Origin of the sequence: Cnuella takakiae (assembly GCF_001953305.1) — a bacterium.
Lineage (GTDB): Bacteria > Bacteroidota > Bacteroidia > Chitinophagales > Chitinophagaceae > Flavisolibacter > Flavisolibacter takakiae.
On the sequence record NZ_MTFE01000010.1, the window covers coordinates 2,924,414 to 2,950,375 of the forward strand.

Here is a 25,962-nt window from a genome sequence, read left to right on the forward strand (position 1 = left end):
TTATGGGTATGATCCGTATATGTATCGTTGAGGACAATATGGCTTATCGCAATGCCCTGGCCCTGTTCATCGGCCGGGTAAGTGATTTCGAGGTGGTGCACATCAGCGATACGCTGGAGGACATCGAAAACGTAGTGCGTAATGTAAACCCCGATGTATATGTGCTGGACATCGACCTGCCGGTAACCTCCGGCATCAGGGGCATCCGGCTAATCAAGGACATCAACCCCGAAGCCAATATCCTGATGCTGACCGTGTTTGAAGATGAGGAAAAAATTTTCCAGTCGGTAAAGGCTGGTGCACTGGGATACCTGTTGAAAAAGGACCCGCCCGAAAGGATCATCCATGCCATCCGCAGCATCCATGGCGGCGAAAGCATCATGAATGGCCAGATTGCCCGCAAGATCCTGAACTATTTTACCAAGCAGGTGCCGGCAAAACCCAGCTTTGAAGATTATAACCTTACCAAGCGGGAAACGGAAATCCTGATGTTGTTGATTGATGGGTTGACATATAAAGAAATTGCCGCCCGTTGCTTTATTTCCCTTGATACTGTTTTTTCGCATATCAAGAAGATCTATGCCAAGCTGAAAGTGAACTCGCGGTCCGAAATTGCCGCCCGTTTCCGGTAAAAAAAAGCTCCAGGTAAAATACCCGGAGCGTTTGCTAAGTAGCCGTGTTAGCGTAAACAGTTTAGTATTGGTTGCTCAATAAATTTGATACAGCAAAGTTACCTGAGGCATATACGCCACCCTATCGCATATTTATGTGATTTTTATGGGATGCCCTTGCCGATTCCACATTATATAATAAATTCTACCCCTGCTTAGTCCCATTTTCCAAAGCCAGATAGCTGGGGCGTGCTCTTTTGGCTGGTAACTGCTGCAGCTGCTTTTTCCCTTGTGGCGCAATTTTTTAGCTATGCCTGCACGGAGAAATATTCATGAGCAGACTGATCATCGTTTCCAACAGGCTTCCATTTTCCATCGACCGTTCCAACGATACCCTCTCGGTACGGCAAAGCTCCGGGGGGCTGGTATCGGCCATCAAAAGCTATTTTGAAGGCGAAAACCAGACAGCGGATTTCCAGGGTAAAATTTGGATTGGCACTTTTGATGCACCCGAAGAAGACTGGCAGGCGGCCCTGGAAGCTGGCGCCATTCCTACTGATTTCGGAATTGAACCCGTATTTGCCGGCCGCGATATATACGAAGCTTTTTACAATGGCTTTTCCAACTCCACATTGTGGCCCCTTTTCCACTATTTCCCTTCGCTGGTAGAATACGAACAGGAGAACTTTGATGCCTACCTGGCCGTGAACCGCCTTTTTGCCGAAAAAATCCAGGCCATTTACCAGCCGGGTGATGTCGTTTGGGTGCACGATTATCAATTGCTTTTGCTGCCCGCCCTGGTGCGCCAACTGATACCCGATATCACCCTTGGTTTTTTCCTCCACATACCTTTTCCATCCTACGAGATATTCAGGATGATGCCTACCGACTGGAAAAGACAGATACTCCATGGTATGCTGGGCGCCGACCTGATTGGCTTTCATACCCATGACTATGTGCAGCATTTCATCCAGTCGGTAAAAATGGCTTTGAAAGGCGACTCGCAGTTCAATACCATTTACTATGAAAGCCGCATTGTGCGTGCAGAGCTTTTTCCTATTGCCATTGACTTTAAAAAGTTTCAGCAGGCTGTGACCACTCCGCAGGTGCAGGGCATACGCGAGAGTCTGGAAGAGCGGTTCCGGGATAAAAAGATCATTTTCAGTGTCGACCGGCTGGATTATACCAAGGGGCTCAACTACCGGCTGAATGCTTTTGAGCGGTTTTTAGAAACCTATCCAGAGTGGAAGGAAAAGCTGGTTTTTATTTTCAATGTCATTCCCTCAAGGGATGTGATCCCTACCTATATTGACCGCAAACGCAGCATCGAGGAAAAGGTGAGTACCATCAATGGCCGCTTTTCCACCCTCGACTGGCAGCCCCTGTTGTACCGCTACAACCACATGTCCTTTGAAGAACTCTGCGCCCTGTACAGCGCTGCCGATGTGGCCCTGATTACACCCTTGCGCGATGGCATGAACCTGGTGGCGAAGGAGTATGTAGCAGCCTGCAGCGATAAAGGTGTTTTGATTTTAAGTGAACTTACAGGCGCCGCCAGCGAGCTGTCGGAAGCACTCCAGGTAAACCCTACCGATATCATGGATGTGGTGCAGGCGCTGGAGCAGGCCCTGCTGATGCCTGCCAACGAGCAAGGGCGCAGGCTTGCCGGTATGCAACAGCGTCTTAGCCGTTATGATGTAAACCACTGGATAGAGGATTTTTTGCAGCAACTGCAGGAAGCCAAACAGGAGCAGCAGCGGAATGAGATCAACCTGCTGGACCCCGACGAGGTAAAAGAAATTCTGGAAGCTTTTCATAAAGCAGAAAAACGTTGCATCCTGCTGGATTATGACGGCACCCTTTCGCCCATACAAAAGCTGCCCTCTATGGCCAAACCTTCGGAGGAATTGCTGGAACTGCTGATCCAATTGTGTAGTGATCCCAGGAATGAAGTGGTGGTAATCAGTGGTCGTGATGCCGATACCCTTGAAGGCTGGCTGGGTCAGCTGCCCCTCAGCCTGGTGGCCGAGCACGGCGCCTGCATCAGGCTGCGCAACGAAAGCTGGCAAACCCTCAGCAACCAGTCGCCAAGCTGGAAAGAAGCCATCAAACCCATACTGGAACTGTTTGTCAACCGGTGCCCCGGGTCATTTATCGAGGAAAAGAAAAACACGCTGGCCTGGCATTATCGCACCACCAACCCCGACCTGGGTTTTACCCGGAGCCGCGAGTTGCGCAACAGCCTTTTGCAGCTGACTACCAATACCAACCTGCAGGTAATTGACGGCAATAAAGTGATCGAGGTACGCCAGATAGGGATTGATAAAGGAAACACGGCCTGTAATATCATCAACCAGTTTGCACCCGATTTTGTGCTGTGCATGGGTGACGATACCACCGATGAGGACATGTTCAAAACCCTGCGCGACCAGGCCTTTACCATCAAAATTGGCAGGGGCACTACCGCCGCGCAATACTCCCTTTGGAGCCAGGAAGAAGTGCTGCCCCTCCTGAGAAAGTTAATCAACCACCAACCTAAAGTATATGGCTAAACATAAATACAATTTCGGGGTCATCGGCAACTGTTCCTACCTGGCTTATATCGATATGCATGCAGACGTAAAGTGGATGTGTTTGCCGCGTTTTGACTCGTCTTTCCTGTTTGGTTCCCTCCTGGATGAAGAAAAAGGGGGGCATTTTTACATCCGCCCTGCAGCCGAGCAATACGAGAGCAAACAGTATTACCTGCCCAACACCAATGTATTGTGTACAGAGTTTACCACTGCCGACGGCCGCTTCCGGATTGTGGATTGCGCCCCGCGCATGACCATCCATGACCGCCAGTTCCGGCCGCTGATGCTGGTGCGTAAAATAGAATTGCTATCGGGTGATCCAAGCATCAAGGTGGTATGCGACCCCAGAGGGGAATATGGCAAAATAGTACCCGAAACTGCTACCGGCAGCAACCATATTGCTTTCCTTGGGCTGGGCAAACAGGTGCGGATGACTACCGATATTTCGCTCAACTATGTACTGGAGCAAAGGCCTTTTGTGCTGGACGAAACCCGCTACATCGTACTTACTTATGGCCAGCCTTTGGAAGCGCCACTCCGGGAAACGGCCGAGGAGTTTCTGACCAAAACAGTGCTGCACTGGCAGGCCTGGGTGAAGGGTTGCTATATCCCCAATATTTACCAGGAGCAGATCATACGGTCGGCGCTGATATTGAAATTGCACCAGTACGAAGATACCGGCGGTATCATTGCCTCGGGCACAACCAGCTTGCCCGAGTACCACAACAGCACCCGCAACTGGGACTACCGTTTTGTGTGGTTCCGGGATGCTTATTATACGCTCCGCGCTTTCAACCAGATCGGGCATTTTGAAGAGCTGGAGCGTTATTTCGATTTTATCCAGAATGTCATCCGCAATTCGGGCGACACCTTGCAACCTTTGTATTCCATTACGGGCGAAAAAGACCTGCACGAACTGGAGCTTGACCTGGCAGGATATATGGGCAACCAGCCGGTGCGTATAGGCAATAAAGCTTCAATCCAGATACAAAACGATGTATATGGGCAGGTAATGGTAAGCCTGATGCCTCTGTTTACCGACAAGCGCCTGACCTTTGCCCGAAAAGAAAGCTATAAGAAAATTGTACCCTGGCTGCTGGACCGCATAGAAATGACCATGCATGCCGAAGATGCAGGCTTGTGGGAATTCAGGAACAGTAAGTACATTTTCGCCTATACCATGATGTTTCATTGGGCAGGCGCAAAGGCTGCTTTTAAAATTGCCCAGGCTTTCAATGATACAGCCATCATGGCAAAAGCCAGCAAACTGGCCAGTGAGGCTGCCAAGAATATTGAAAAGTGCTGGGATCCTGAACGGGGGTGCTATACCCAGGCCATCGGAAGCAAGAACCTCGATGCCAGCACGCTCAAACTGATCTCCATGAATTACCTGCCCGGAAACGACCCGCGGGCAAAAACGCATATAGCCGCACTGGAAAAAGAGTTGCTTGCCGACCATGGCCTTTTTTACCGCTACAAACATTACGATGATTTTGGCGAGCCGGAAACCACTTTCCTCGTGTGCGCTTTTTGGTACATAGATGCGCTGGCCTGCGTGGGCCGTATTGATGATGCTAAAAAGAACCTGGACCAGATCATGCAGTTCAGCAACCACCTGGGCATCTTCAGCGAGGACGTGGCCACCGATGGTTCGCAGTGGGGCAATATCCCGCAAACCTATAGCCATGTTGGCTTGATCAACGCAGCTTTCCGGGTATCGCGTAAGCTGGACCAGGCGGAGTTTATATAGTTTGGAGTTCGGGGTTGGTCTCACAGATGACACAGATGACACGGATGTTTTTGGATAAACTTGATTCTTGCTTTCCTGTTTAATTTGGTTTTGTAAATCCCTCAATATTGTATTTCCATCTGTGCTATCTGTGTCATCTGTGAGCAAAAAATTGAATAAAAGTTCTCACGGATGACTCGGATAGCACAGATGGTTTTTCGTGTAGAGAAGTAGGTGTTTACAATTTATGGGCACTCTTTATCCAGTGGTTTTTATCCGTGTTATCTGTGTCATCTGTGAGAACCTATTAAACCAATACGACAAACAGTGAGGTCTAAAAACACTACGGCACTGTTGAGCATCATAACCTTATCATCTGTGGCATCTATGAGAACTTATCATTTCAGTAAACCATCCAAGCCGCAGCTGCTGGCTAAATATTGTACTTTTCTACCATGGGATTAGTGTCAACAGAATTATTGCTGATCATACTGTGCAGCCTGGTTATCCTTTCTTATTTCTTTTCCATCATCAGCCAGTACATACGGGTGCCATCTGTTTTGCTGTTGTTGTTTGCCGGTATTGGGTTAAGGATGATTGCCGATGCCTACCAGTTGAATCTGCGGCTGCCAGCCACCCTTGTAGAAGGGCTTGGCGTGGTGGGCCTCATCATGATCATCCTGGAAGCCGGCCTGGACCTGAAGTTGGGCCGCGATAAAATAAAGCTGGTGCGCGACTCCTTTTTGTCGGCGCTGGTCATACTGGTGGTATCGGTAGCGCTGATCACGGCCATCCTCCATATCTGGTTGCGGGAAGACGTGATCTCCTGTATCGTTTATGCATTGCCGTTATCCATCATGAGTTCGTCCATCACCATTCCTTCCATCCACAACCTCACACCTGCCAAGAAGGAATTCCTGGTGTATGAAGCTTCGTTTTCCGATATCCTGGGCATCATGTTGTTCAACTATTTTGCTGCACCCGAAATCCTCACAGCAAAATCCATCGGCATTTTTGGCTTCAACATCATCATATCGATCCTGCTGTCGATTGTCATTTCTTTCCTGCTCTTCCTCGTACTGGCACGCACCAAACTGAACATTAAGTTCTTCCTGGTATTTTCCCTGCTGGTGGTGATCTATTCGGGTGGTAAGATGCTGCACCTGCCATCCCTGCTCATTATCCTTGTTTTTGGTATGGTGATCAACAACTGGGACAAAATTCCATTACCCGGTTTGCTGAAGCGTTACCCACAGAAAGAGGTAGACCCCTTGCGGGAATTCCTGCATTCCATTACCGCGGAATCCTCATTTTTGATCCGCACCTTTTTCTTCATCCTCTTTGGTTATACCATCGATCTTTCCTTTATCAACGACCAGGAAGTGATCGTTGTGGGCAGCCTCATTGTGCTGGCATTTTTCCTGATCCGTTTAATTTACCTGAAGTTCTACTTCCGGACCCAAGTGGTACCCGAGGTGTTTTTTATTCCCCGCGGACTGATCACCATTGTCTTATTCTTTAAAATCCCCACCTCCTTAAAGCTGGCCAGTTTCAACGACGGCATTTTGTTTTTTATCATTCTCTCCACAAGTATTATCTTATCACTGGGAATGATCCTTTACAAGAAACCAGCGGAAGCTGTGGTGGAAGACCCGCAGTTTTCGGAAAGAAGCGACATACTATGAACTTGACCCATTTCAAATTTTACGGCAAAGAAGAAGTGCTGCAGCAAACAAGGCTGCGCAAGTTTGAAACCAAGCTGGGTGAAGTGGTGCAAACCATGCAACCGGGTATCAGCGTGCAAAAGGAACTGGACCAGAGCACAGCAGGCTACGTGGTTTTTGGCATTCCGGAAGACATAGGCATCAAAGCCAACCTGGGTTCTGCTACCAGCCGGGGTGCCTGGAATGCGTTTCTCGATGCGTTCCTCAACACGCAAAGCAATGATTTCCTGGAAGGGGAAGAAGTGCTTTTGCTGGGTCATTTTGATTTTACGGAAGTAGAAGAACTGGTGGAGCAAATGGCCCTGAATGCCGATGAAAAAACAGGCGCTTACCGACATGCCGTCAACTCCATTGACGATGCTGTGGAAGGCCTGGTTAAACTGATTGTTGCGTCTGATAAAATCCCCATTGTAATTGGCGGTGGGCACAACAATGCTTACCCCTGTATCAAAGGTGCGGCAAAAGGCCTGGCACAAACCGGGCAGGTAGCCATTCCGCAAATCAATGCCATCAACCTGGATGCGCACAGCGGTTATGCTCCCACTGAAGGCCGGCACAGCGGCAATGCCTTCCGTTACGCAGAAGAAGACGGGTACCTGGAAAAATATTGCGTGGTTGGCATCCAGGAAGCATGCCTGCCACAAAATGTATGGATGGATATCGTCAACAATCCATTTACGGATTGCATCACATTTGAAGACATCTATGTACGCAACAAACGCAGCTTTGTAGCTGCCGTTGAACATGCCATCGACTTTACTGATGATACCCATGTAGGCATTGAGCTGGATATGAATATCCTGCAACAGGTAGAAGGCATCAATGGCATCACGGCCATGCATGCCCGGCAGTACCTGAACCTATGTGGCAGGGCTGCCAAAGTGGCCTACCTGCATATTGCAGAAGGCGCAGGCCCACAAACTACTGCAAGTGTGGGACAGCTCACGGCTTACCTGGTGAGTGATTTTGTAAAAGCGGTGGAAGAGATAAGGGATTAGGAGAACGGTTGGTTTCAGATATAAGAAGACCACGGACAACGGACAACAGACCTCAAAATACAGCTAATACCCTGATTACATTTTGTCGTCTGTCGTCCGTTGTCCGTGGTCTATTCTAAGCTCTTACCGCTACTAGCTTTCCATCTCCATGATCTGCTCAAAAAGCTGCTCGTAGGTTTTATTTAAAGACGCGAGATCTTCTTTTACCTTTTTATAAGCGGCCTCTGTTTGTGCAAATACCTGCGGGTTGGAGTAGGTTCCGGGATTACCCAGGCTTTCTTCCAATTCCCGCTTTTTATCGTTCAGTTTTGCCAGTTCTTCTTCTGTTTGCTTGAACTTGCGCTGCACCTTTTGCAATTCTTTATTAATCGGCTGATTCTTTACAGGTGCAGGTGCGGCTACCGGCTGCGGAGCGGCTTGTTTTGCACCTTTCCCTTTTTCTTCTTTGCCATTTTCATCGCCTTTCCGGGCTGCCATCCGTTCTTTCCAGGCAACATACTCTTCGTAATTGCCTTTGAACTCCTTGATCTCGCCATCTACAATTTCCCAGATCTTATTGGCAGCCTTGGAAATAAAATAACGATCGTGGCTTACCAGCAGGAAGGAGCCTTCGTAGCGGTTGAGTGCGTTTACCAGCAGCTCGGTAGAATGGATATCGAGGTGGTTGGTAGGTTCATCCAACAACATGAAGTTGGCCTTGGAAATGATGGTTTTGGCAAGGGCCACGCGGGCCTTTTCGCCACCACTCAGTACGCGGATCTTTTTCTCTACATCATCGCCGCCAAAGAGGAAGCAACCCAGCAGGGTGCGCAGCTCCAGTTCGTTTTTCTTCGAACCGGCCTCCTTCATTTCTTCAATGATCGTATTGTTGATGTTGAGGGCTTCCAGTTGGTGCTGTGCGTAAAACGCTTCTTCTACGTTGTGGCCCCATTTGCGTTCGCCATCAATAGGTTCCTGGCCGGCGACAATCCGCAGCAGGGTTGATTTACCCTTGCCGTTGGCACCAATCAGTGCAATCTTGTCACCGCGTTCAATTTCAGCAGTAGCACCTTTCAGGATTTGGAGTTCGCCAAAGCTTTTGTTGACATTCTTCAGCTCCACCAGCACCTTGCCCGGTGTTTTTTCAACAGCAAAGTTGATGCGGATATCAGGTCGCTCAATGGCCACATCTTCAATTCTGTCCAGCTTGTCGAGGCGCTTCATCACACTCTGGGCCTGTGCAGCCTTGCTGGCTTTTGCCTTGAAACGCTCGATGAAACGTTCCTGCTGGCGGATATACTCTTGTTGGTTTTCGAAGGCACGTTGTTGCAGTTCCACGCGTTGCAGCTTTTCTACTTCGTAAAACTCGTAGTCGCCGTTGTAGAAATGCAGTTCGCGCTGGTACAGTTCCACCACCTTCGTCACCATGCGGTTCATGAAATAGCGGTCGTGGCTCACAATCACCACGGCGCCTTTGTAGTGCAGCAGGTATTTTTCCAACCATTCAATAGAGGGAAGGTCCAAGTGGTTGGTCGGTTCGTCAAGCAGCAGCAGGTCGGGGGCCTGAAGGATCATTTTAGCCAGCAACACCCGCATCCGCCAGCCACCGCTGAATTGCTTATAAGGTTTCTGAAGGTCGGCATTGCTGAAGCCAAGACCCTGCAGCACTTCTTCAGTTTGGTGCTGGATGGTATATCCGCCCGCTTCTTCAAACTCGTGTAGCTTCTCGCTGTACAGCATCAGCTTATCATCCGAACTATCGGATTCCAGTTCTTTGGTCAGGGCTTCCAGTTCTTTTTCGATGGCCATGGCTTTATCAAAAGCATGCATGGCCACACCCAGGATGGACTCGTTGGTGTCGAAAGAAAGCAGGTCCTGGTGCAGGTAACCGATGGTGGTAAAGCGGCCTTTTTCCACCTGTCCCACGCTGGGCAGGTATTCGCCTACTAGCACTTTAAGGAGGGTGGATTTGCCGGTGCCATTATAGCCAACTAGGCCAATGCGTTCGCCTGGATGAATATGCCAGGTGGCATTTTCAACGATGGTGCGTGCGCCAAATTCAAAAGTAACGTTCTGGAAACCTGCTAACATAGTCGGAATTGAGCCCGCAAAGATAAACAGGGCAGGCTTACGGCTGGCAGGTTTAAGATGAAGTTGATTTTAGGAGTGGAACCACGGAGACCCGGAGGGCAGGGAGGTACACAGAGGTAGGGTAAAATCAAAAAAGAAGGTAGTTACCAGCCCAGGGCAATGATACCCAGTCCGCAGATAAAAATGGTAAGCCCACCAAGTGGGTGCATGTACCGCTCCAGTTTCTCCGTTTTCAAAAAGCCCAGGCCGAAGTACCCGGCAAGTACCATCCCGGCCATGGTAAGCAGGGTTATGGTTGTGTAAACAGCAACGATGAGCGCCATAGCACCCCAGGATGCTTTTGCCGCAGGCATAAACAGCAGGGGGATCATGGGTTCGCAGGGTCCCAAAAGAAAGATGAGAAATAGGACCCAGGGCGTTACCGTATGCCGGTCCTGGGGTAATACAGCCTGGCCATGCCGGTGTTCAAAAACATAGAGGCTTCCGGCTTCATCCATATCAAAATGCTTGTGCCGCCGGTTGCGTCCAAGCTGGTACATACCCCAGGCTGCGTAGCCAACACCAAAGACCAATAGCGCCCAACCGGCAATGCCGCCGCGAATTTCCTGCAATCCCTGCAAACCTGCAAGGCTCCAGCCAAGGGCTGCGCCCAATAATCCCAGTACAATAGAACTGCCCACGTGGCCGAGGCCGCACAAAAAGGTCCAGAACAGGGTTTTTTGGAGGCTCCATCCCCTTGCCTTTGATAGTGCCACAAAGGGTATATAGTGATCCGGCCCTGCAAGGGTATGCAGGAAGGAAATGGTGATGGCAGATAAAAGGAGTAGGGTCAGTTCAGAATGCATGGGCAAAGGTTTTGGATTGCGGCTGCACCAGGACCGCCAGTTGCTGGATACAGGTAAAAAGCTGTTCGCCCTTGTGGCCTACCATCCTGACCAGCAAACCCGGTACGGGTAATTGGGAAATACCCCAACGGATACCAGTAAAAGCGGCAAGTTTTTGCGCCAGCTTCTCCTGGTAGTTACCCTCGTAACCTTCCGGTGATAACCACAGAAAGCTGGCCTGGTGTGAAAAGCCTTCAAGTTGTCCCATACCTAAGGGGTTGATTGTACTCGGAGTAATCACCAGGTTATCTTTTACCACCAGTTTGCCTTCCTGGAATATCTCGGTGCTGCTCTGATAATGCCGGAAGGAAAAAGCTTCGCCCTGCAGCTGGCGGCCGGGTGTCAGCACTTCCCCCCAGGCAAGGGTGCAGCTTTTTTCCAGGTAAATTTTATTGATACCGGTAAAATGGGCAGCCCGGTGGGGCACCGAAGGGTGGGGGATATAGGTAAGACAGCAATCTTCTTCCATCCTTACTTCCATAGTTTGGCTGGCCCTTCCCTGCATCTTGAAAATCCGCTGGTAGGCCTGTGTTTCCAGCTGGAGCGAGGTGCCCGTATCCATTGCCACCTGGATATCATAATGATCCCCATCCAGCACACCCGGCGAGGCGTTCATGATCATGGCACGACAGCCCGGCAGCCCGCGCTGGCTGATATCGGCCAGTTTGAACGGTGCGGAAAAATAGGTGGAACCCAGCACGGTTTTGCCTTCCCGTAAACGGGTATGTAGGTGCAGGCTTGCCTTCATCGTACCAGTTCGGGTTCGTCAATTGTTTCCAGCAAAGCGTATTTTTTGATCCAGCCAATCACGCTGTCCAGGCCGATATCGTTCCGCAGGTTGGTAAACACAAAAGGGCTGCCTTTGCGCATCCGGCGGGCATCTGTTTCCATCACCTCAAGGCTGGCGCCAACGTAAGGAGCCAGGTCAATTTTATTGATCACCAACAGGTCGGAGCGGGTAATGCCGGGGCCGCCCTTACGGGGAATTTTGTCGCCTTCGGCAACATCGATCACAAAAATGGTCAGGTCGGCCAGGTCGGGGCTGAAGGTGGCCGAAAGGTTGTCGCCGCCGCTCTCAATAAAAATGAGTTGGATTGCCGGGAAGCGTTCTGCCATTTCCTCCACAGCCTCCAGGTTCATGCTCGCATCCTCGCGGATGGCTGTATGTGGGCAGCCGCCGGTTTCCACGCCAATGATGCGGTCGGCTGGCAGCAGGCTGTTTTTGGTAAGGAACTCGGCGTCTTCTTTTGTATAAATATCGTTGGTGATCACCCCAAGGTCGTAGTGGTGCATCATGTGGCGGCTCAGCCGTTCGATCAGGGCTGTCTTGCCCGAGCCAACCGGGCCGGCAATACCAATTTTGATATAGTTTCTTTCCAAGTTTATTTGATTTGTTGCCTTTCGGTTGTTCTTGTTTCAACATGAGTTACCTAAAGGGCAGGTTTTATCAGGACATGTATAATCTCGAATAAAGGCCTTCATGTTGCATGCTCCGGATGTCGAAGCCGGTACAGCAGCGGCCAAGCAATTCCGGGTCAGGAGTTATTGTAGCGGTTGCCAATTCATCCATCAGTGGTTGCAGGGAAAACAGGATTTCCTGTCCATCCTGCTGGCCAAGCGGTACCAGTTTTACGCTATTGGTAACCATGCCTACAGCGGCATTGTAAAAGAACCCCGTGAGCGCTTCCTTTTTGCCAATACCCATGGCAGCGGCATAGATGCCAAAGGCGATGCAGTAATGGCCACTACATTCTTTTTGCCGGATCATGTGCAGGTATGCTGCGCCACAGCTATTGGCTACCAGGGGCTGCAATATTTTAATCAACCGTAAACCCAGCTTCTGGCTGGCTTCCCTGATTTCCCTGGGCAGCTTAAGAGCTGTACAGGTTTGGTCAAGATCCGCGATTACCGCTATGTTATCTTCCACGGTAGCATCAAAAGCCAGCGAAACAAAAGCCGCATCATTAAATGACAGGTTGTGCCGCAATTGTCCCTCGATAAAAGCTAAAGCCGTGGCCTTGTTGTGCACAGCGCCCTGCTGCACATAGGTTTCCAAACCTGCGGAATGGGAAAAGCCACCAATGGGAAGCGTCGGGTCGGTTATCTGTAAAAGCCTGAGCAGGGATAGATCAGCCATTCTGGGTCATTTGCAGGATACGGGAAAACAGGCTGGGATTATTGTTGCCATGGCCATGCGGCGCAACCGTTGTTTTCAATGGATGGAGCAGTTTGGCGGTTTCGGCAATGGGCTCAAAACCTGCAGCCTGCAGTACCTGGAACAGGGGCTTTTCAAACGGCACCAACAGGCAGTCGTCCTGGTAAAAGAGGGGCAGGTGCTTGTTGCCGATCTCATATACCACCTGTGCCATGGCGTACATGGTTTTGGGTTGGATGCGGATAACGTTGCAGGGTAGTATGTTGATGACACAAATCGTTTGTTCATCTGAATTTACCACATCATCCTGCTCCAGCGCGGCGGTTTCATTGATCCTTTTCAGCACGATTTCCTTGCCCAAAGCACTGCGTTTATGCAGGATCTTTTTTCCTGTTTCAAACCACTCCAGGCTTACTGTATCCACCACAAAATGAGGGGGGAAATCCGCCTTTTTACCAAGCACTTTTTGTATCACCATCCTTGTTGGTTAAAAAAGAAAATAACGTTGGGTAAGCGGCAGTTCTGCCATTGGCTCACAGGTAAGGTGTACGCCGTCTACTTTTACTTCGTAGGTTTCGGGGTTCACCTCGATGTCTGGGGTAGCATCATTGAGCAGCAGGTCTTTTTTGGAGATGTTGCGGCAACCCTTTACAGCTTGCACCTGTTTTTGCAACCCATAGGAAGCTACTACTCCATTATCAAGCGATGCCTGCGAAACAAAGGTGATACAGGACTGGAACAAAGCTTTGCCATAAGCGCCAAACATGGGACGGTACAATACGGGCTGTGGCGTTGGTATGGAAGCATTGGGATCGCCCATTCTGCTGGCGATGATCATGCCGCTCTTGATGATGATCTCGGGCTTTACGCCAAAAAAGGCGGGTTTCCACAAAACCAAATCCGCCAGTTTGCCAGCTTCTAATGAGCCTACGGTGTCGCTAATGCCATGGGTGATGGCGGGGTTGATGGTGTATTTGGCTACATACCTCTTTACCCGGAAATTATCATGGCCTTTGCCCTCGTCTTCGGGCAAGCTGCCCCGCTGCACTTTCATCTTGTGGGCGGTTTGCCAGGTGCGGGTAATCACTTCGGCTACGCGGCCCATGGCCTGCGAGTCGGAACTCATCATGCTGAACACACCCATGTCGTGGAGTATATCCTCTGCGGCGATGGTTTCAGGCCGGATGCGCGAATCGGCAAATGCCACATCTTCGGGCACCGATTTGTCGAGGTGGTGGCATACCATCAGCATGTCGAGGTGTTCGTCGATGGTGTTGATGGTAAAGGGCCGGGTAGGGTTGGTGGAAGAGGGCAGGATATTGGGGTACATGGCCGACTTGATAATATCGGGGGCATGCCCGCCACCGGCGCCTTCGGTATGAAAGGTGTGGATGGTACGGCCTGCTATGGCTGCCATGGTATCTTCCAAAAAGCCGCTTTCATTCAAGGTGTCGGTATGTATGGCTACCTGCACATCGTACTGGTCGGCTACCTGCAGGCAGGCGTCAATTACGGCAGGCGTGGAGCCCCAGTCTTCGTGGATCTTAAGGCCACAGGCACCCGCCTCCACCTGTTCGGCAATGGGAGCCGTGGTGGCACAGTTACCCTTACCAAAGAAACCCAGGTTCATAGGAAAGGCATCGGCGGACTCCAGCATCCGCCGCATGTTCCAGGCACCCGGCGTAACGGTGGTGGCATTGGTGCCATCGGCCGGGCCGGTGCCGCCGCCCATCATGGTGGTAATGCCACTGTACAGGGCATGTTCTATTTGCTGGGGGCAGATAAAATGAATATGCGTGTCGATACCGCCGGCAGTGGCAATCAACGCCGCGCCGCCATGCACTTCGGTGGAAGCGCCAATGATCATATTGGGCGAAACACCATCCATGGTATCGGGGTTGCCTGCCTTGCCGATGCCCACGATGCGGCCATCCCTGATCCCTATATCGCCTTTTACAATACCCCAATGGTCGATGATGATGACATTGGTGATCACAAAATCGAGTACGCCATCGCTGCGCAGGGCAGTAGCCGATTGGGCCATGCCATCGCGGATGGTTTTGCCGCCGCCAAACTTGGCTTCATCGCCATAATGGGCAAAATCCTTTTCGATCTCGATCAGCAGTTCGGTATCGCCCAGCCGCACTTTGTCGCCAGTTGTGGGGCCGTACATGCTGGCGTATTTATGCCGGTTGATGGATAAACTCATGAAGTGGTGTTTTTAAAATGAGCAGCATTGGCTTTTGCTACAGCCGCTTCACGGGCTTCGGCACTGGTTGTTTCGCCGCCTGCCAGGTTGCTGAAGCCATGCAGGATGTGCTGACCGCCAAAAGCGACCAGTTCAACCTCTTTCTCTTCACCGGGTTCAAAGCGAACCGCTGTGCCGGCGGGAATATTGAGGCGCATGCCAAAGGCCAGGCTGCGTTCAAAAGCCATGTGCTTGTTTACTTCGAAAAAGTGAAAATGCGAGCCCACCTGCACGGGCCGGTCGCCGGTATTGGTAACAAAAACTGTTGCGGTTGCCCTGCCCACATTGGCGGTGATGGGCTCGGAAGCAAGGAAATATTCTCCAGGAATCATGCGCTGCCGTTTTAGAAGATGAATGTATGGGAGTATGCTTTTTCCCTTGGACTACCTGATGGGATGATGTACGGTGACCAGCTTGGTGCCATCGGGGAACGTAGCTTCAATCTGTATCTCCTCGATCATTTCAGGAACGCCACTCATCACGTCTTCGCGGGTCAGGATGGTGGTGCCGTACTGCATCAGTTCGGCAACGGTTTTGCCATCGCGTGCAGCTTCCTGCAGGTGCGAGGAGATCAGAGCGACCGCTTCGGGGTAGTTGAGTTTGAGTCCGCGGTCCTTGCGTTTTTGCGCCAGCTCACCGGCCAGGAATATCAATAGTTTTTCCGACTCCCTTGGAGACAAATGCATAAGCTGTGGTTGAATTGGGTAGATAACGGGGACAGGCAACCGGGAATAGAACGGCAAGTAATGCTTTTCTGGATTCCGCGTTTGAATGTACAACAGTTTGATAAACCTTGAAGGTTTCGAAAACCTTCAAGGTTTGCTGATCTCCATAAACCTATAAGGTTTCAAAAACCTTATAGGTTTTAACACCTAACAGGTCTTGAAGACCTGTTAGGTGTACCCATCACCGATACAGCTATTTTTGCACAAAGAAACCTTGTATGAAAAAGATTGTCCTGCTGGTAGTTTTGGCCCTGGCTGGCGTTGCTGCCTGGTATTTTTGGGAAACCAAACCCAAACCCGATAATGAGGTTGCGGCCCTTTCGCAGCCTTTGGCCAGCAAACATAGCCTTGCTTTCAACCAGTCGGTAGACTCGGTACTGAATGCCTATTATGCCCTTTCGGATGCCCTGGTAAACTGGGATTCGGCAAAGGCGCAAATACATACCACCCAACTCAAGGACAGGTTGGCTCATTTTCCCCTTTCTGAATTGAAGGGAGATGAGGCATTGCAGCAAACTGCCCGACCTTTATTGGCACAGGTACAACAGGGAACCACCAGCATGGAAGCCGCTGCCGGCCTGGAAGCCAAACGCCGGGCTTTTCACACCCTGTCGCAAAACCTGTACAACCTGTTGCGTACGGTACGCTACGATGCTGCCACCATTTACCTGCAGGAATGCCCCATGGCTTTTAACGATGACGGCACCGGCAACTGGCTGAGCCAGACCGCGGCCATCCGTAATCCTTACCTGGGCACCCAGCATCCTAAATACAAGAGCGGCATGCTGGAATGTGGCGAAACCAAGGACTCCATTGATTTTGCCCACGGCAAATAAGCAAACCCCTGCATGAAACCATTACTTTCCTTAATGCTGGTGATGCTTTGCCTGGGTGCAACGGCCCAGAAAAAGATGACCCTGAGCGGCTATGTGCGCGACAGTGCTACCGGCGAGTCGGTGATCAGTGCCACCATTGCGGTATCGGGTAAAAACCTTTCGGTGAGCAGCAACCAGTATGGCTTTTTCTCGCTGACCCTTGATAGCGGCAGCTATGTGCTGGCAGTAACCCATGTGGGTTATATCACCCAGGGTTACCCGGTAAACCTGCAACAGGACCAGCGGCTCGACATCTTGTTGCAATCCACCAGCAGTGCCCTGAGCGAAGTAAAGGTGTATAGCCGCCGCCGCGACCAGAACGTGCGGAACGCTCAAATGGGGCGTATCGATCTGTCCATCAACCAGATCAAGAACATCCCGGCCTTCCTGGGCGAGGTGGACATCCTGAAAACCCTGCAACTGCTGCCCGGTGTGCGCAATGCGGGTGAAGGGAATGCCGGTTTTTACGTTCGGGGTGGTGGTGCCGACCAAAACCTGATCATGCTGGATGATGCCGTGGTGTACAATACCGGCCACCTGTTTGGGTTTTTCTCCATTTTCAACTCAGACGCTATCAAAAATACTTCCCTGATCAAGGGCGGCATGCCTGCACAGTACGGCGGCAGGCTGTCTTCAGTGCTGGACATTACCATGAAGGACGGCAATAGCCGCAAATTTGAAGGGGAAGGCGGCATCGGCCTGATTGCATCGCGGCTTTCGTTGCAGGGACCATTGGTAAAGGACAAAGCTTCCTTTATCGTATCGGCCCGCCGCACTTATGTGGATGCGCTCACCCGGCCATTTATCAAAAAAACTTCCGATTTCTACGGTTCTGGCTATTTCTTTTACGACCTTAATGCCAAGATCAACTACCGGATCTCGGAAAAAGACCGGCTCTACCTAAGCGGGTACTTTGGCCGCGATGTTTTTGATTTCAACAACCAGCGCCGATCTTTTGGCGCCAAGATTCCTTGGGGTAACAGCACGGCAACGCTGCGGTGGAACCATGTGTTCAGCAATAAACTGTTTGCCAACACTACGGTGGTGTTCAATGATTATAAGTTCCGGTTTACTGCGAGGCAGGATAACCTGAATTTCACCCTCGCCTCCGGCATCCGCGATGGCAATGCCAAGGTAGATTTTGACTATTACCCGGCACCCAGGCACAAGATGAAGTTTGGGGGTCAAACCACCTACCACCGCTTTACGCCCAATGTACTCAGCGGGAACCAGGATTCGGTGGTATTTACGCCCAGCAATGAGGACAATAAATACGCCTGGGAAAACGCCCTGTACATTCAGGACGATTGGGACCTGAGCGAAAAGATAAAGCTGAACTATGGCCTGCGGTGGACCGGTTTCAGCCAGGTGGGTCCTTATACGGCCTTCCAGCGGGACGCCAACCGCAATAAGCTGGATAGCACCGTGTATGGCAGTGGCGACCTGATCAAAACCTACCAGGGTTTGGAGCCCAGGGCCACTATGCGTTTCCAGATAAATGACGCGTCTTCCATCAAGGCGGCGGTAAACCGCAATTACCAGTTCATACACCTTGTAAGCAATTCTGGTTCTACGCTGCCCACCGACCTTTGGGTGCCCAGTACCTTCCGGGTAAAACCGCAGATTGCCTGGCAGTATGCTTTGGGTTATTTTAAAAACCTGAAGGATAATGCTATTGAAACTTCGGTAGAAGTGTATTACAAGTCTATGCAAAACCAGATCGAGTACCGCGAAGGCTACACACCCGGCCTCACCGACCCCGAAGAGGAATTTGTTTTTGGCAAGGGCTGGAGTTATGGCTCCGAGTTCCTGATCAACAAAGTGCGGGGTAAACTGACCGGCTGGGTTGGGTATACGCTTTCCTGGACCTGGCGGCAGTTTCCACAATTGAATGAAGGCAAAAAGTACCCGGCCCGTTACGACCGCCGCCATGATCTCTCCGTAGTAGGTACTTACGAACTCAGTCCAAAATGGCGGTTTGGTGGTGCCTTTGTTTATGGTACCGGTAATGCCACTTCCCTGCCCGAACGGTTTTATATTGTTGAAGGAGTGCTCACACAGGCATTCAGCCGCATCAATGCCTACCGCTTACCGGCTTATCACCGCCTCGACCTGAGTGCAACCCTTACCCCCAACAAGAATAAAAACCGGAAACTCGGTACCCAATGGGTGTTCAGCATTTATAATGTGTACAGCAGGCTCAATCCTTACTTCCTCTACTTCGACCAAACCGGCAGCCCGCTTGATGGCAGCCTGAAGGTAGAAGCGAGGCAAGTGTCGCTGTTCCCAATTATTCCTACCGTTACCTGGAACTTTAAGTTTTAAGTCGGAGGTAAGAAGTACGAAGTCAACAGCCGGTCACATCAAGAACCGGCTGTTTACTTTGTACTTTGAAATTCGCACTTCGCACTTCGCACTTCCAACTTCGTACTTCGCACTTCCACCTTCGTACTTAATACACCCTTCCAATCAAGGGATGATCCACGATCATCTTCTTGATGGCCATGGGATTGATAGTGGCCTGTTTGCGGTAAACAATTTTTCCGCCGGGCTCCACCAGGATGGTGTAGGGGAGGGCGCCCTGCCATTTGGAGTCCACTGCTTCAATCAGTTTGTATTTGTCGTCTGCCGAAAACAGGTAGTTCTTATTGGATGCACCTTTTCCCTGCAGGAACTTCAGCACTTTATCTTTCTTTTCAGGGCTGTCAGCGGAAATGGAAACAAACTCGAAATCCCTTCCGCGGTACATACGGTTGATGCTCATAAAATCGGGGAACTCAACCACGCAGGGCCCGCACCAAGTAGCCCAAATATTGATCAGGCGGAGTTTGTCGCCTTTGTTGGCCAGGAGCTCTTTTACGCCGGCTTCGTCAATCATATCCAAACCCACGGGTTCTTTCATCCAACCTTCCATGGCTGTTTTGTTGCCTTCCTCTTTTTCGGCCCATTTTACCGAGCAGCCAAAAACCTTTGTAGTAGCCACCGGCACTTCTTTTTCCTGGAGCAGGGCGTCAAGCGCATTGCGGGTATCGAGGCTGTTGGGTGTTTTGGTGGGTTTCTCCACATCATCGATGCGGCCCTGGTAGCGCAGCTTACGTTCTTTGTCGAAAATAAAAACATGTGGGGTAGCTACGGGTCCATAGGCTTTGGCCATGGCCTGCATATCGCCATCATACAGGTAAGGGAAATTGTATCCTTTCTCCTTTGCCCTTTGCTTCATCTCGGCATAAGAGTCGCTCAGGTCGGTATAACCCAGTTCATCCAACCGTACAGCCTTGGGGTCGTTGGGCGATACTGCTACAACAGCAACGCCTTTTGCTGCATAATCTTTGGTAAGTTGAATCAACCGGTCTTCGTAAGCCTGGGCAGTAGGGCAGTGGTTACAGGTAAATACGATGGCCAGCAGTTTGGCGCTATTAAATGACGCAAGGGTATAGGTTTTACCGTCTACGCCTTTGAGGGAAAAGGACGGTGCCTTGGTTCCGATGGCAATGGTTGGATGATCATCTGCCGCTAAGGCCAAAACGGGCAGCAAAAACAATAGGAGTAAGGAAGTTAGCAGGGTTCCTTTTTTCATGGTGACAAGCTTTATGCTAATATAAGCACAACAGGCTTAAGCATTAGCCGCCGTTTTCATACAAGCAAAAAGGAAAGCAGGATTATAAATAGAGATAGTAATCTTTCAAAAGTTCCGTGAATGCGGCACTATAGTTCTTGTCTTCTGTACAAATAAGCAGGCTGGTTTCTGTTTGCATCTGCGGTGCCCTTTTCGATAATTGCATCATCAAACGGAATGGCGCATGACTGGGTGTTTGATGTACCCTTACCACCTGTGCCAGGTGGAAACCAGAATCGGAGATGAGCTTGACTATTTCCTGGGTTCTTTTGGCTGGCAGGAGCAAATAGGCCTGGCCATCTGCCTCAAGCAGGTTGTAGGTTTTGGCAAAAAGGTCCTTGAGCAGCAATCCGCCAGCATGATGGGCCAGGTTGCGTCCCTGGTGGGTGGACGCCAGTTCTCCCTCGTAAAAGGGCGGGTTGCTGAAAATCAGGGGGTATTTCCGGGAAAAAGATGTTTTCAGGAAATCACCCATTATTACGTTCACCTGTTGGGGCCAGGGACTGGCGGCAATATTCTCCCCTGCCTGTGCCGCTGCCTCCGGGTCGATTTCCACCGCATCTATAGGTACTTGATTTTGCTGCGCTACCATCAGCGACAATAAGCCGGTACCCGTTCCGATGTCAAGGGCTGCATCATATGTTTTTCCTGCAGCCTGGTGGGCTACCCATGCCCCAAACAGGCAACCGTCGGTGGTTACCTTCATGGCACAGCGGTCGTGCCGGATGCAGAATTGCTTGAATTGAAAGTAGGGGTTGGGCATACCTCGATGGATATCATTTACACAAACTACCAGGTAGCCCTTGCACTGGCGCTTTCCGCTAAGGGCGTAAAGGTACCTGCCAGGTATTTGTAATATCCTGTAATAGCAATCATGGCGGCATTGTCGGTACAGTACTCAAAATCTGGAATAAACACTTCCCAGCCATGTTGGGCACCTAATTCCTTTAATCCCTTACGCAGCCCGCTATTGGCCGATACACCGCCAGCCATGCAAAGACGCGTACAGCCTGTTTGCAGGGCCGCTTTCTTCAATTTGTTAAGTAGGATGGTTACAATCCGGTGTTGGATAGAAGCGCAGATGTCAGCCAGGTGTTTGGTAACAAAGTCTGGGTTTTCTTTTTGCTGCTTTTGCAAAAAATACAGCACGGAAGTTTTTAAGCCACTGAAACTAAAATCAAGTCCTTCAATTTGAGGCTCGGCAAAAGCAAAAGCTTTGGGATTGCCCGATTGGGCATATTTGTCAATCAGGGGGCCGCCAGGGTATGAAAGGCCCATGATCTTGGCCGTTTTGTCGAATGCCTCACCGGCTGCATCATCAAGTGTTTCGCCAATCACTTCCATATCGGAAGGGCTTTTCACAAACACAATTTGGGTATGGCCGCCGCTAACGGTCAAACATAAAAAAGGAAATGCCGGTTGCGGGTCACCAATGAGATTGGCAAGTACATGCGCCTGCATGTGGTGAACAGCAATCAGGGGCTTGTCCATTGCAATGGCAAGGGACCGGGCAAACTGGCTGCCCACCAGCAGGGAGCCGATCAGGCCCGGAGCCTGGGTATAAGCAATGGCATCAATTTCCGGAAGGGAAACATTCGCTTGCTTTAGCGCAAGGTCTACTACGGGTACGATGTTTTGCATGTGTGCCCGGCTAGCCAGCTCGGGCACCACGCCGCCATATTGTTCGTGTACGGTCTGGTTGGCTATATAGTTGGAAAGGATCTTGCCATCCCGGCACACCGAAGCCGAGGTTTCATCACAGGAAGATTCAATGGCCAAAATTGTAACACCAACACCCCATGTCCCCCTGAATGGGGAACTTAGGCCGGAGTTTCCTTGTTCAGTTTCCAAATTCATCGGTGCGAAGATAGGGCAAGCTTAGACCGGTTAAATGCGTGTAGACCTGGGGCAAAGTATTAAAAAGCGAATGGGCTGTGTAGACACAGCCCATGACATATTACTTCAGTTCTTAAGTGTTTAATAAAAAATCACTAAGCATACCATTTAACCCTGCAAAATGCCCATAGAAAACAAGAAAGGTACTCCGGCCTAAGTTCCCCCTTCAGGGGAACAGGGGGTGGATTTAACTCCTGATGGCCACAACCGGGTCCATCTTGGCAGCCTGGGAAGCCGGAATAATGCCCGCCAAAACGCCTACGATGATACAGATAGAAATGGCCAAAATCATGTTGCTTGTGGATATGAAAATGGGGAAATTCAGCGCACTGCTAATGACAATGGTGAGTAGGTAAACCAGCAAAATACCCAGGAAGCCACCGATGAGACATAAGGCCGCGGACTCCATCAGGAACTCGGTCAGGATAACGCGGGGCTTGGCGCCAATGGCTTTTTTCAAACCAATCTGGCTGGTTCGTTCTTTTACCGTTACAAACATGATATTGGCTACGCCAAACATGCCTACGATGAGGGAGAGGGCTGCAATGGCCCAGCCGCCAATATTTACGCTGGCAAAAATGCCGCTCATGGCCTCGCTGAATTCATTGATGTCGTTGAGGGCAAAATTTAATTCCTGTGTGGGCGTCAGTTTGCGGATGCCCCTGAGAGCAATGGTGAGTTCATCCTTTAAAAGGGCGGTGCTGGTGGTTTCTTTTCCTTTTACCAGGATCAAGGGGTCAGCCGTTAGCTCGTTCATAATGGTCCGGCCATACTGGTAAGAAAAAATCACCGATTTATCCAGTTGCCAACCACCCAGCATCTGGCCACCTTGCTTTTTAATTACACCAATCACCTGGTTGGTTCGTCCTCTTACCGTAATGATTTTGCCAACAGCCCGTTCGGCATCACCCACCAGTTGTTCGGCAATTTCATTTCCAATGACTGCAACGCCGGCGCCTTGCTCAAATTCGGAAGGCGTGAGCATCCGGCCGTAGGCAATTTCTACCGGCTGAATGGCGGGAAAGTCTTCTGTGATACCATATATCACTGCGCCGTTCAGCACATTGCTGCCAAACTCCACTTGTCCGGATGTATTATTTACAAATGCCACGGCGGAAGCCGAGGGGGTCCGCTCCCGGATCATTTCTATTTCCCTGTATTTGGGAACCGGCCGGTTTACATATTTCCACCAGGGATAATCAGGGCCACCGCCTGCCGAATAGTCCCATTTGTCGATATAAATTGTATTGGTGCCCAGCGATTTGATTTCGTTCTGGATATTGTACTCCAGGCTATTGACGGTAGCCAGCACCCCGATGATGCAGAAGATGCCAATGGTGACACCAAAAAGGGAAAGGAAAGCACGGAGTTTATTTTTCCATAATTCCTGAAAAGCCATTTTAAAGCTGTTCACGATAATTTCCAGGTTCTGGCGCATGCAACAAATGTAACCGAATTGCCGGGAACCTTTGCGCCCCCTGCACCAGCATACTACCGGTAATCAACAAAAAGGCCGGCAATATTGCCGGCCTTTTATGTTATAAAAAAAGCAGAATCGGTACTTTCCTGGATCATTTCCTTTCTTTAATCATTATTCATCCACGGTACCCACCTACCTCTGCTTTGTTAATGTTGGGAACGGTCATCTTGTTTGTGTTCGCTGCTGCCCGACATATCATCTTTAGTAGGATGACTGTTTTGCTGCTGGCGCTTATTAAAGTAGGGTTCTCTTCTTTGTTCAAAGTTCATACCCTCAAATCCCTGCTCAGCCGAAGACCTGCCCGAATCGTTGTAAGAACCACCACCGGGATGACCGCCTCGGTTCCCGTTTTCCCGATTTTGTTCCATAGCAATTAACGTTACAACCCTTATGGACCTAAAACTATGCCGGAGCAATGTACCCTATGGTCAAAGGTGTACCAGATACATTCTGGGGAATTTTCGCCCGTTCGGGCCATTGTGCTTTCCCCGAAATTTCTATATAAGTTGTTAAGGCTGAATGATTATAATCAGGGCAACTTTCTCTTCAATGCCTTATGCCCCTTAAGGTTCTTTCCTCTTGCCCAAAGGCTGCCATGCCTTACCTTTGCAGCCGCAAAATGACCCCGCCCCAACATTGCGGCGGGTTTTTACCACCATGAAGTATCAACAGGAAATCAGCCGCCGCCGCACTTTTGCCATCATCTCGCACCCCGATGCGGGAAAGACCACCCTTACCGAGAAGTTCCTGCTTTTTGGTGGTGCCATCCAGGTAGCCGGCGCGGTGAAAAGCAATAAAATAAAAAAGGCCGCAACCTCCGACTTTATGGAGATTGAGCGGCAACGCGGTATCTCGGTAGCCACCTCGGTTATGAGCTTCGAGTACCAGAATACCTTGGTGAACCTGCTGGACACCCCGGGTCACAAGGACTTTGCGGAAGACACATTCCGCACCCTCACTGCCGTGGATTCGGTGATCCTGGTGGTGGACAGTGTAAATGGTGTGGAAGAACAAACCCGCCGCCTGATGCAGGTATGCAGCATGCGTAAAACTTCGGTGATCGTGTTCATCAACAAAATGGACCGCGATGGTAAGAACCGCTTCGACCTGCTGGAGGAGATTGAAAAGGAGCTGTCTATTTCCCTGCATCCCATGACCTGGCCTATCAACCAGGGTAAGGAGTTCAAGGGGGTTTACGACCTCCACAACCGCAGCCTGCGCCTGTTTACAGCCAATACCAAGGCAACAGATGAAGATACCATTTCTATTTCCGACCTCAACGATGGCCAATTAGATGATAAAGTAGGGAAGAAGGATGCCGACCTCCTGCGCGAAGATGTGGAACTGATTGACGGCGTTTACGGCGAACTGGATGTTGCCAGTTACCTGTCGGGTGATGTGGCGCCGGTATTTTTCGGATCGGCCATCAACAACTTTGGCGTTAAGGAAATGCTGGACACCTTTATACGTATTGCCCCCGTGCCCCGCGACCGGGAAACCAACCTGCGCAAGGTAGGGGTGGGCGAGGACAAGTTTTCCGGCTTTATCTTTAAAATACACGCCAACCTCGACCCCAAGCACCGCGACCGGATTGCCTTTTTGCGGGTATGTTCGGGTAAGTTTGAGCGCAATAAATATTTCCACCACGTACGGCTGGATAAGGATGTACGCTTCTCCAATCCTTACACGTTTTTGGCCCGCGAGAAAAGCGTGGTTGATGATGCTTATCCCGGCGATGTGGTGGGTTTGTTTGATACGGGAAACTTCAAAATTGGTGATACCCTCACCGAAGGCGAGGAGTTTTTCTTTACGGGCATTCCAACCTTTTCACCCGAAATTTTTAAAGAGGTGATCAATAAGGACCCGATGAAAACTAAGCAACTGGAAAAAGGCCTGCTGCAGCTCACGGACGAAGGTGTGGCCCAGCTCTTTACCCAGTTTGGCGGCAATAAAAAGATCATCGGGTGCGTAGGTGAGCTCCAGTTTGAAGTAATCCAGTACCGCCTGCTGCACGAATACGGCGCATCGGTACAGTTCAACTCCCTGCCTTTTTACAAGGCCACCTGGATCACCAGCAACGACCCCCAGAAACTGGAAGACTTTACCCGGTTCAAACAGGCCAATATCGCGGAAGACAAGGACAAGCAGCTGGTGTACCTGGCCCAAAGCGAATGGTTCCTGAATACCGAAAGAAACAATAACCCGGAGATCGAGTTTCATTTTACGAGTGAGGTGAATAAGTAAACCTCACCTCCCGGCTCACACCCCCTGTTCCCCTAAAGGGGGAACTTAGGTCAAACAGTCTGATTACAACAGTGCCCCTCCTAAGCAGAGGGGCACTGTTGTTTATAAAAACTTCGCCTTAACGTATGGAGCAA

General features: G+C 50.4%; 22 protein-coding genes. 8 read left to right on the plus strand and 14 right to left on the minus strand.

What is annotated here, in order from left to right; all coding sequences use genetic code 11:
* Positions 1-8 precede the first annotated feature (8 nt).
* The 5 genes from BUE76_RS12795 to BUE76_RS12815 all read left to right on the plus strand — a co-directional run bounded on the left by BUE76_RS12795 (position 9) and on the right by BUE76_RS12815 (position 7,635).
* Positions 9-632, plus strand: a complete 624-nt coding sequence (locus BUE76_RS12795; protein ID WP_073040306.1) for a response regulator transcription factor — start codon at positions 9-11, stop codon at positions 630-632.
* A gap of 311 nt (positions 633-943) precedes the next feature.
* Positions 944-3,163, plus strand: coding sequence for a bifunctional alpha,alpha-trehalose-phosphate synthase (UDP-forming)/trehalose-phosphatase (locus BUE76_RS12800; RefSeq protein ID WP_073039843.1), 2,220 nt, complete (start codon positions 944-946; stop codon positions 3,161-3,163).
* Positions 3,156-4,934: a glycoside hydrolase family 15 protein gene (locus BUE76_RS12805; protein ID WP_073039841.1), complete on the plus strand. Its 1,779-nt coding sequence runs from the start codon at positions 3,156-3,158 to the stop codon at positions 4,932-4,934. Before BUE76_RS12800 ends, BUE76_RS12805 begins: the two co-directional genes overlap by 8 nt.
* A 434-nt stretch (positions 4,935-5,368) precedes the next feature.
* Positions 5,369-6,598 carry a cation:proton antiporter domain-containing protein gene (locus BUE76_RS12810; protein ID WP_073039839.1) on the plus strand — a complete coding sequence of 410 codons (1,230 nt, stop codon included), beginning with the start codon at positions 5,369-5,371 and terminating at the stop codon, positions 6,596-6,598.
* Positions 6,595-7,635 carry an arginase family protein gene (locus tag BUE76_RS12815; protein ID WP_073039837.1) on the plus strand — a complete coding sequence of 347 codons (1,041 nt, stop codon included), beginning with the start codon at positions 6,595-6,597 and terminating at the stop codon, positions 7,633-7,635. Before BUE76_RS12810 ends, BUE76_RS12815 begins: the two co-directional genes overlap by 4 nt.
* 132 nt (positions 7,636-7,767) lie before the next feature.
* On the opposite strand, the gene BUE76_RS12820 is transcribed toward BUE76_RS12815, so the two are convergent.
* From BUE76_RS12820 to ureA, 9 genes are all read right to left on the minus strand, one after another.
* Entirely contained in the window at positions 7,768-9,705 is a 1,938-nt protein-coding gene (locus tag BUE76_RS12820) for an ABC-F family ATP-binding cassette domain-containing protein (RefSeq protein WP_073039835.1), read from the minus strand.
* A gap of 143 nt (positions 9,706-9,848) precedes the next feature.
* On the minus strand, positions 9,849-10,550 hold the full coding sequence (locus BUE76_RS12825) for a hypothetical protein (RefSeq protein WP_073039833.1): 702 nt from the start codon (positions 10,548-10,550) through the stop codon (positions 9,849-9,851).
* Complete coding sequence (locus tag BUE76_RS12830; protein ID WP_073039831.1) at positions 10,540-11,337, minus strand: urease accessory protein UreD; 798 nt, start codon at positions 11,335-11,337, stop codon at positions 10,540-10,542. The genes BUE76_RS12825 and BUE76_RS12830 overlap by 11 nt, the downstream gene beginning before the upstream one ends.
* Complete coding sequence (gene ureG, locus BUE76_RS12835; protein WP_073039829.1) at positions 11,334-11,969, minus strand: urease accessory protein UreG; 636 nt, start codon at positions 11,967-11,969, stop codon at positions 11,334-11,336. The genes BUE76_RS12830 and ureG overlap by 4 nt, the downstream gene beginning before the upstream one ends.
* A gap of 67 nt (positions 11,970-12,036) precedes the next feature.
* Positions 12,037-12,726, minus strand: a complete 690-nt coding sequence (locus BUE76_RS12840; RefSeq protein ID WP_073039826.1) for an urease accessory protein UreF — start codon at positions 12,724-12,726, stop codon at positions 12,037-12,039.
* Positions 12,719-13,222, minus strand: a complete 504-nt coding sequence (locus BUE76_RS12845; protein WP_073039824.1) for an urease accessory protein UreE — start codon at positions 13,220-13,222, stop codon at positions 12,719-12,721. Before BUE76_RS12845 ends, BUE76_RS12840 begins: the two co-directional genes overlap by 8 nt.
* 9 nt (positions 13,223-13,231) lie before the next feature.
* Positions 13,232-14,953, minus strand: a complete 1,722-nt coding sequence (gene ureC, locus BUE76_RS12850; RefSeq protein WP_073039822.1) for an urease subunit alpha — start codon at positions 14,951-14,953, stop codon at positions 13,232-13,234.
* On the minus strand, positions 14,950-15,324 hold the full coding sequence (gene ureB, locus BUE76_RS12855) for an urease subunit beta (protein ID WP_073039820.1): 375 nt from the start codon (positions 15,322-15,324) through the stop codon (positions 14,950-14,952). The genes ureC and ureB overlap by 4 nt, the downstream gene beginning before the upstream one ends.
* Positions 15,325-15,375: 51 nt before the next feature.
* Positions 15,376-15,678, minus strand: coding sequence for an urease subunit gamma (gene ureA, locus BUE76_RS12860; protein ID WP_073039818.1), 303 nt, complete (start codon positions 15,676-15,678; stop codon positions 15,376-15,378).
* 257 nt (positions 15,679-15,935) lie between these two features.
* On the opposite strand from ureA, the gene BUE76_RS12865 reads away from it, so the two are divergent.
* A complete protein-coding gene (locus BUE76_RS12865) occupies positions 15,936-16,553 on the plus strand; it encodes a DUF3347 domain-containing protein (protein ID WP_073039816.1) in 618 nt (205 codons plus the stop codon).
* A 12-nt stretch (positions 16,554-16,565) separates the two neighbouring features.
* Entirely contained in the window at positions 16,566-18,917 is a 2,352-nt protein-coding gene (locus tag BUE76_RS12870; protein WP_073039811.1) for a TonB-dependent receptor, read from the plus strand.
* A gap of 127 nt (positions 18,918-19,044) precedes the next feature.
* Here the strand turns inward: BUE76_RS12870 and BUE76_RS12875 are convergent, their stop codons facing one another.
* The 5 genes from BUE76_RS12875 to BUE76_RS12895 all read right to left on the minus strand — a co-directional run bounded on the left by BUE76_RS12875 (position 19,045) and on the right by BUE76_RS12895 (position 23,952).
* On the minus strand, positions 19,045-20,169 hold the full coding sequence (locus BUE76_RS12875; RefSeq protein ID WP_073039809.1) for a redoxin family protein: 1,125 nt from the start codon (positions 20,167-20,169) through the stop codon (positions 19,045-19,047).
* 82 nt (positions 20,170-20,251) lie between these two features.
* Positions 20,252-20,971, minus strand: a complete 720-nt coding sequence (locus BUE76_RS12880) for a tRNA1(Val) (adenine(37)-N6)-methyltransferase (RefSeq protein WP_073039807.1) — start codon at positions 20,969-20,971, stop codon at positions 20,252-20,254.
* 26 nt (positions 20,972-20,997) lie between these two features.
* Entirely contained in the window at positions 20,998-21,987 is a 990-nt protein-coding gene (gene tsaD, locus BUE76_RS12885; protein ID WP_245798292.1) for a tRNA (adenosine(37)-N6)-threonylcarbamoyltransferase complex transferase subunit TsaD, read from the minus strand.
* Positions 21,988-22,291: 304 nt separating this feature from the next.
* Positions 22,292-23,542 carry an ABC transporter permease gene (locus BUE76_RS12890; RefSeq protein ID WP_073039805.1) on the minus strand — a complete coding sequence of 417 codons (1,251 nt, stop codon included), beginning with the start codon at positions 23,540-23,542 and terminating at the stop codon, positions 22,292-22,294.
* Positions 23,543-23,730: 188 nt separating this feature from the next.
* A complete protein-coding gene (locus BUE76_RS12895) occupies positions 23,731-23,952 on the minus strand; it encodes a hypothetical protein (RefSeq protein ID WP_073039803.1) in 222 nt (73 codons plus the stop codon).
* A gap of 289 nt (positions 23,953-24,241) precedes the next feature.
* Between BUE76_RS12895 and BUE76_RS12900 the strand changes: the two genes are divergently transcribed.
* On the plus strand, positions 24,242-25,828 hold the full coding sequence (locus BUE76_RS12900) for a peptide chain release factor 3 (RefSeq protein ID WP_073039801.1): 1,587 nt from the start codon (positions 24,242-24,244) through the stop codon (positions 25,826-25,828).
* The last annotated feature ends 134 nt before the right edge of the window (positions 25,829-25,962 follow it).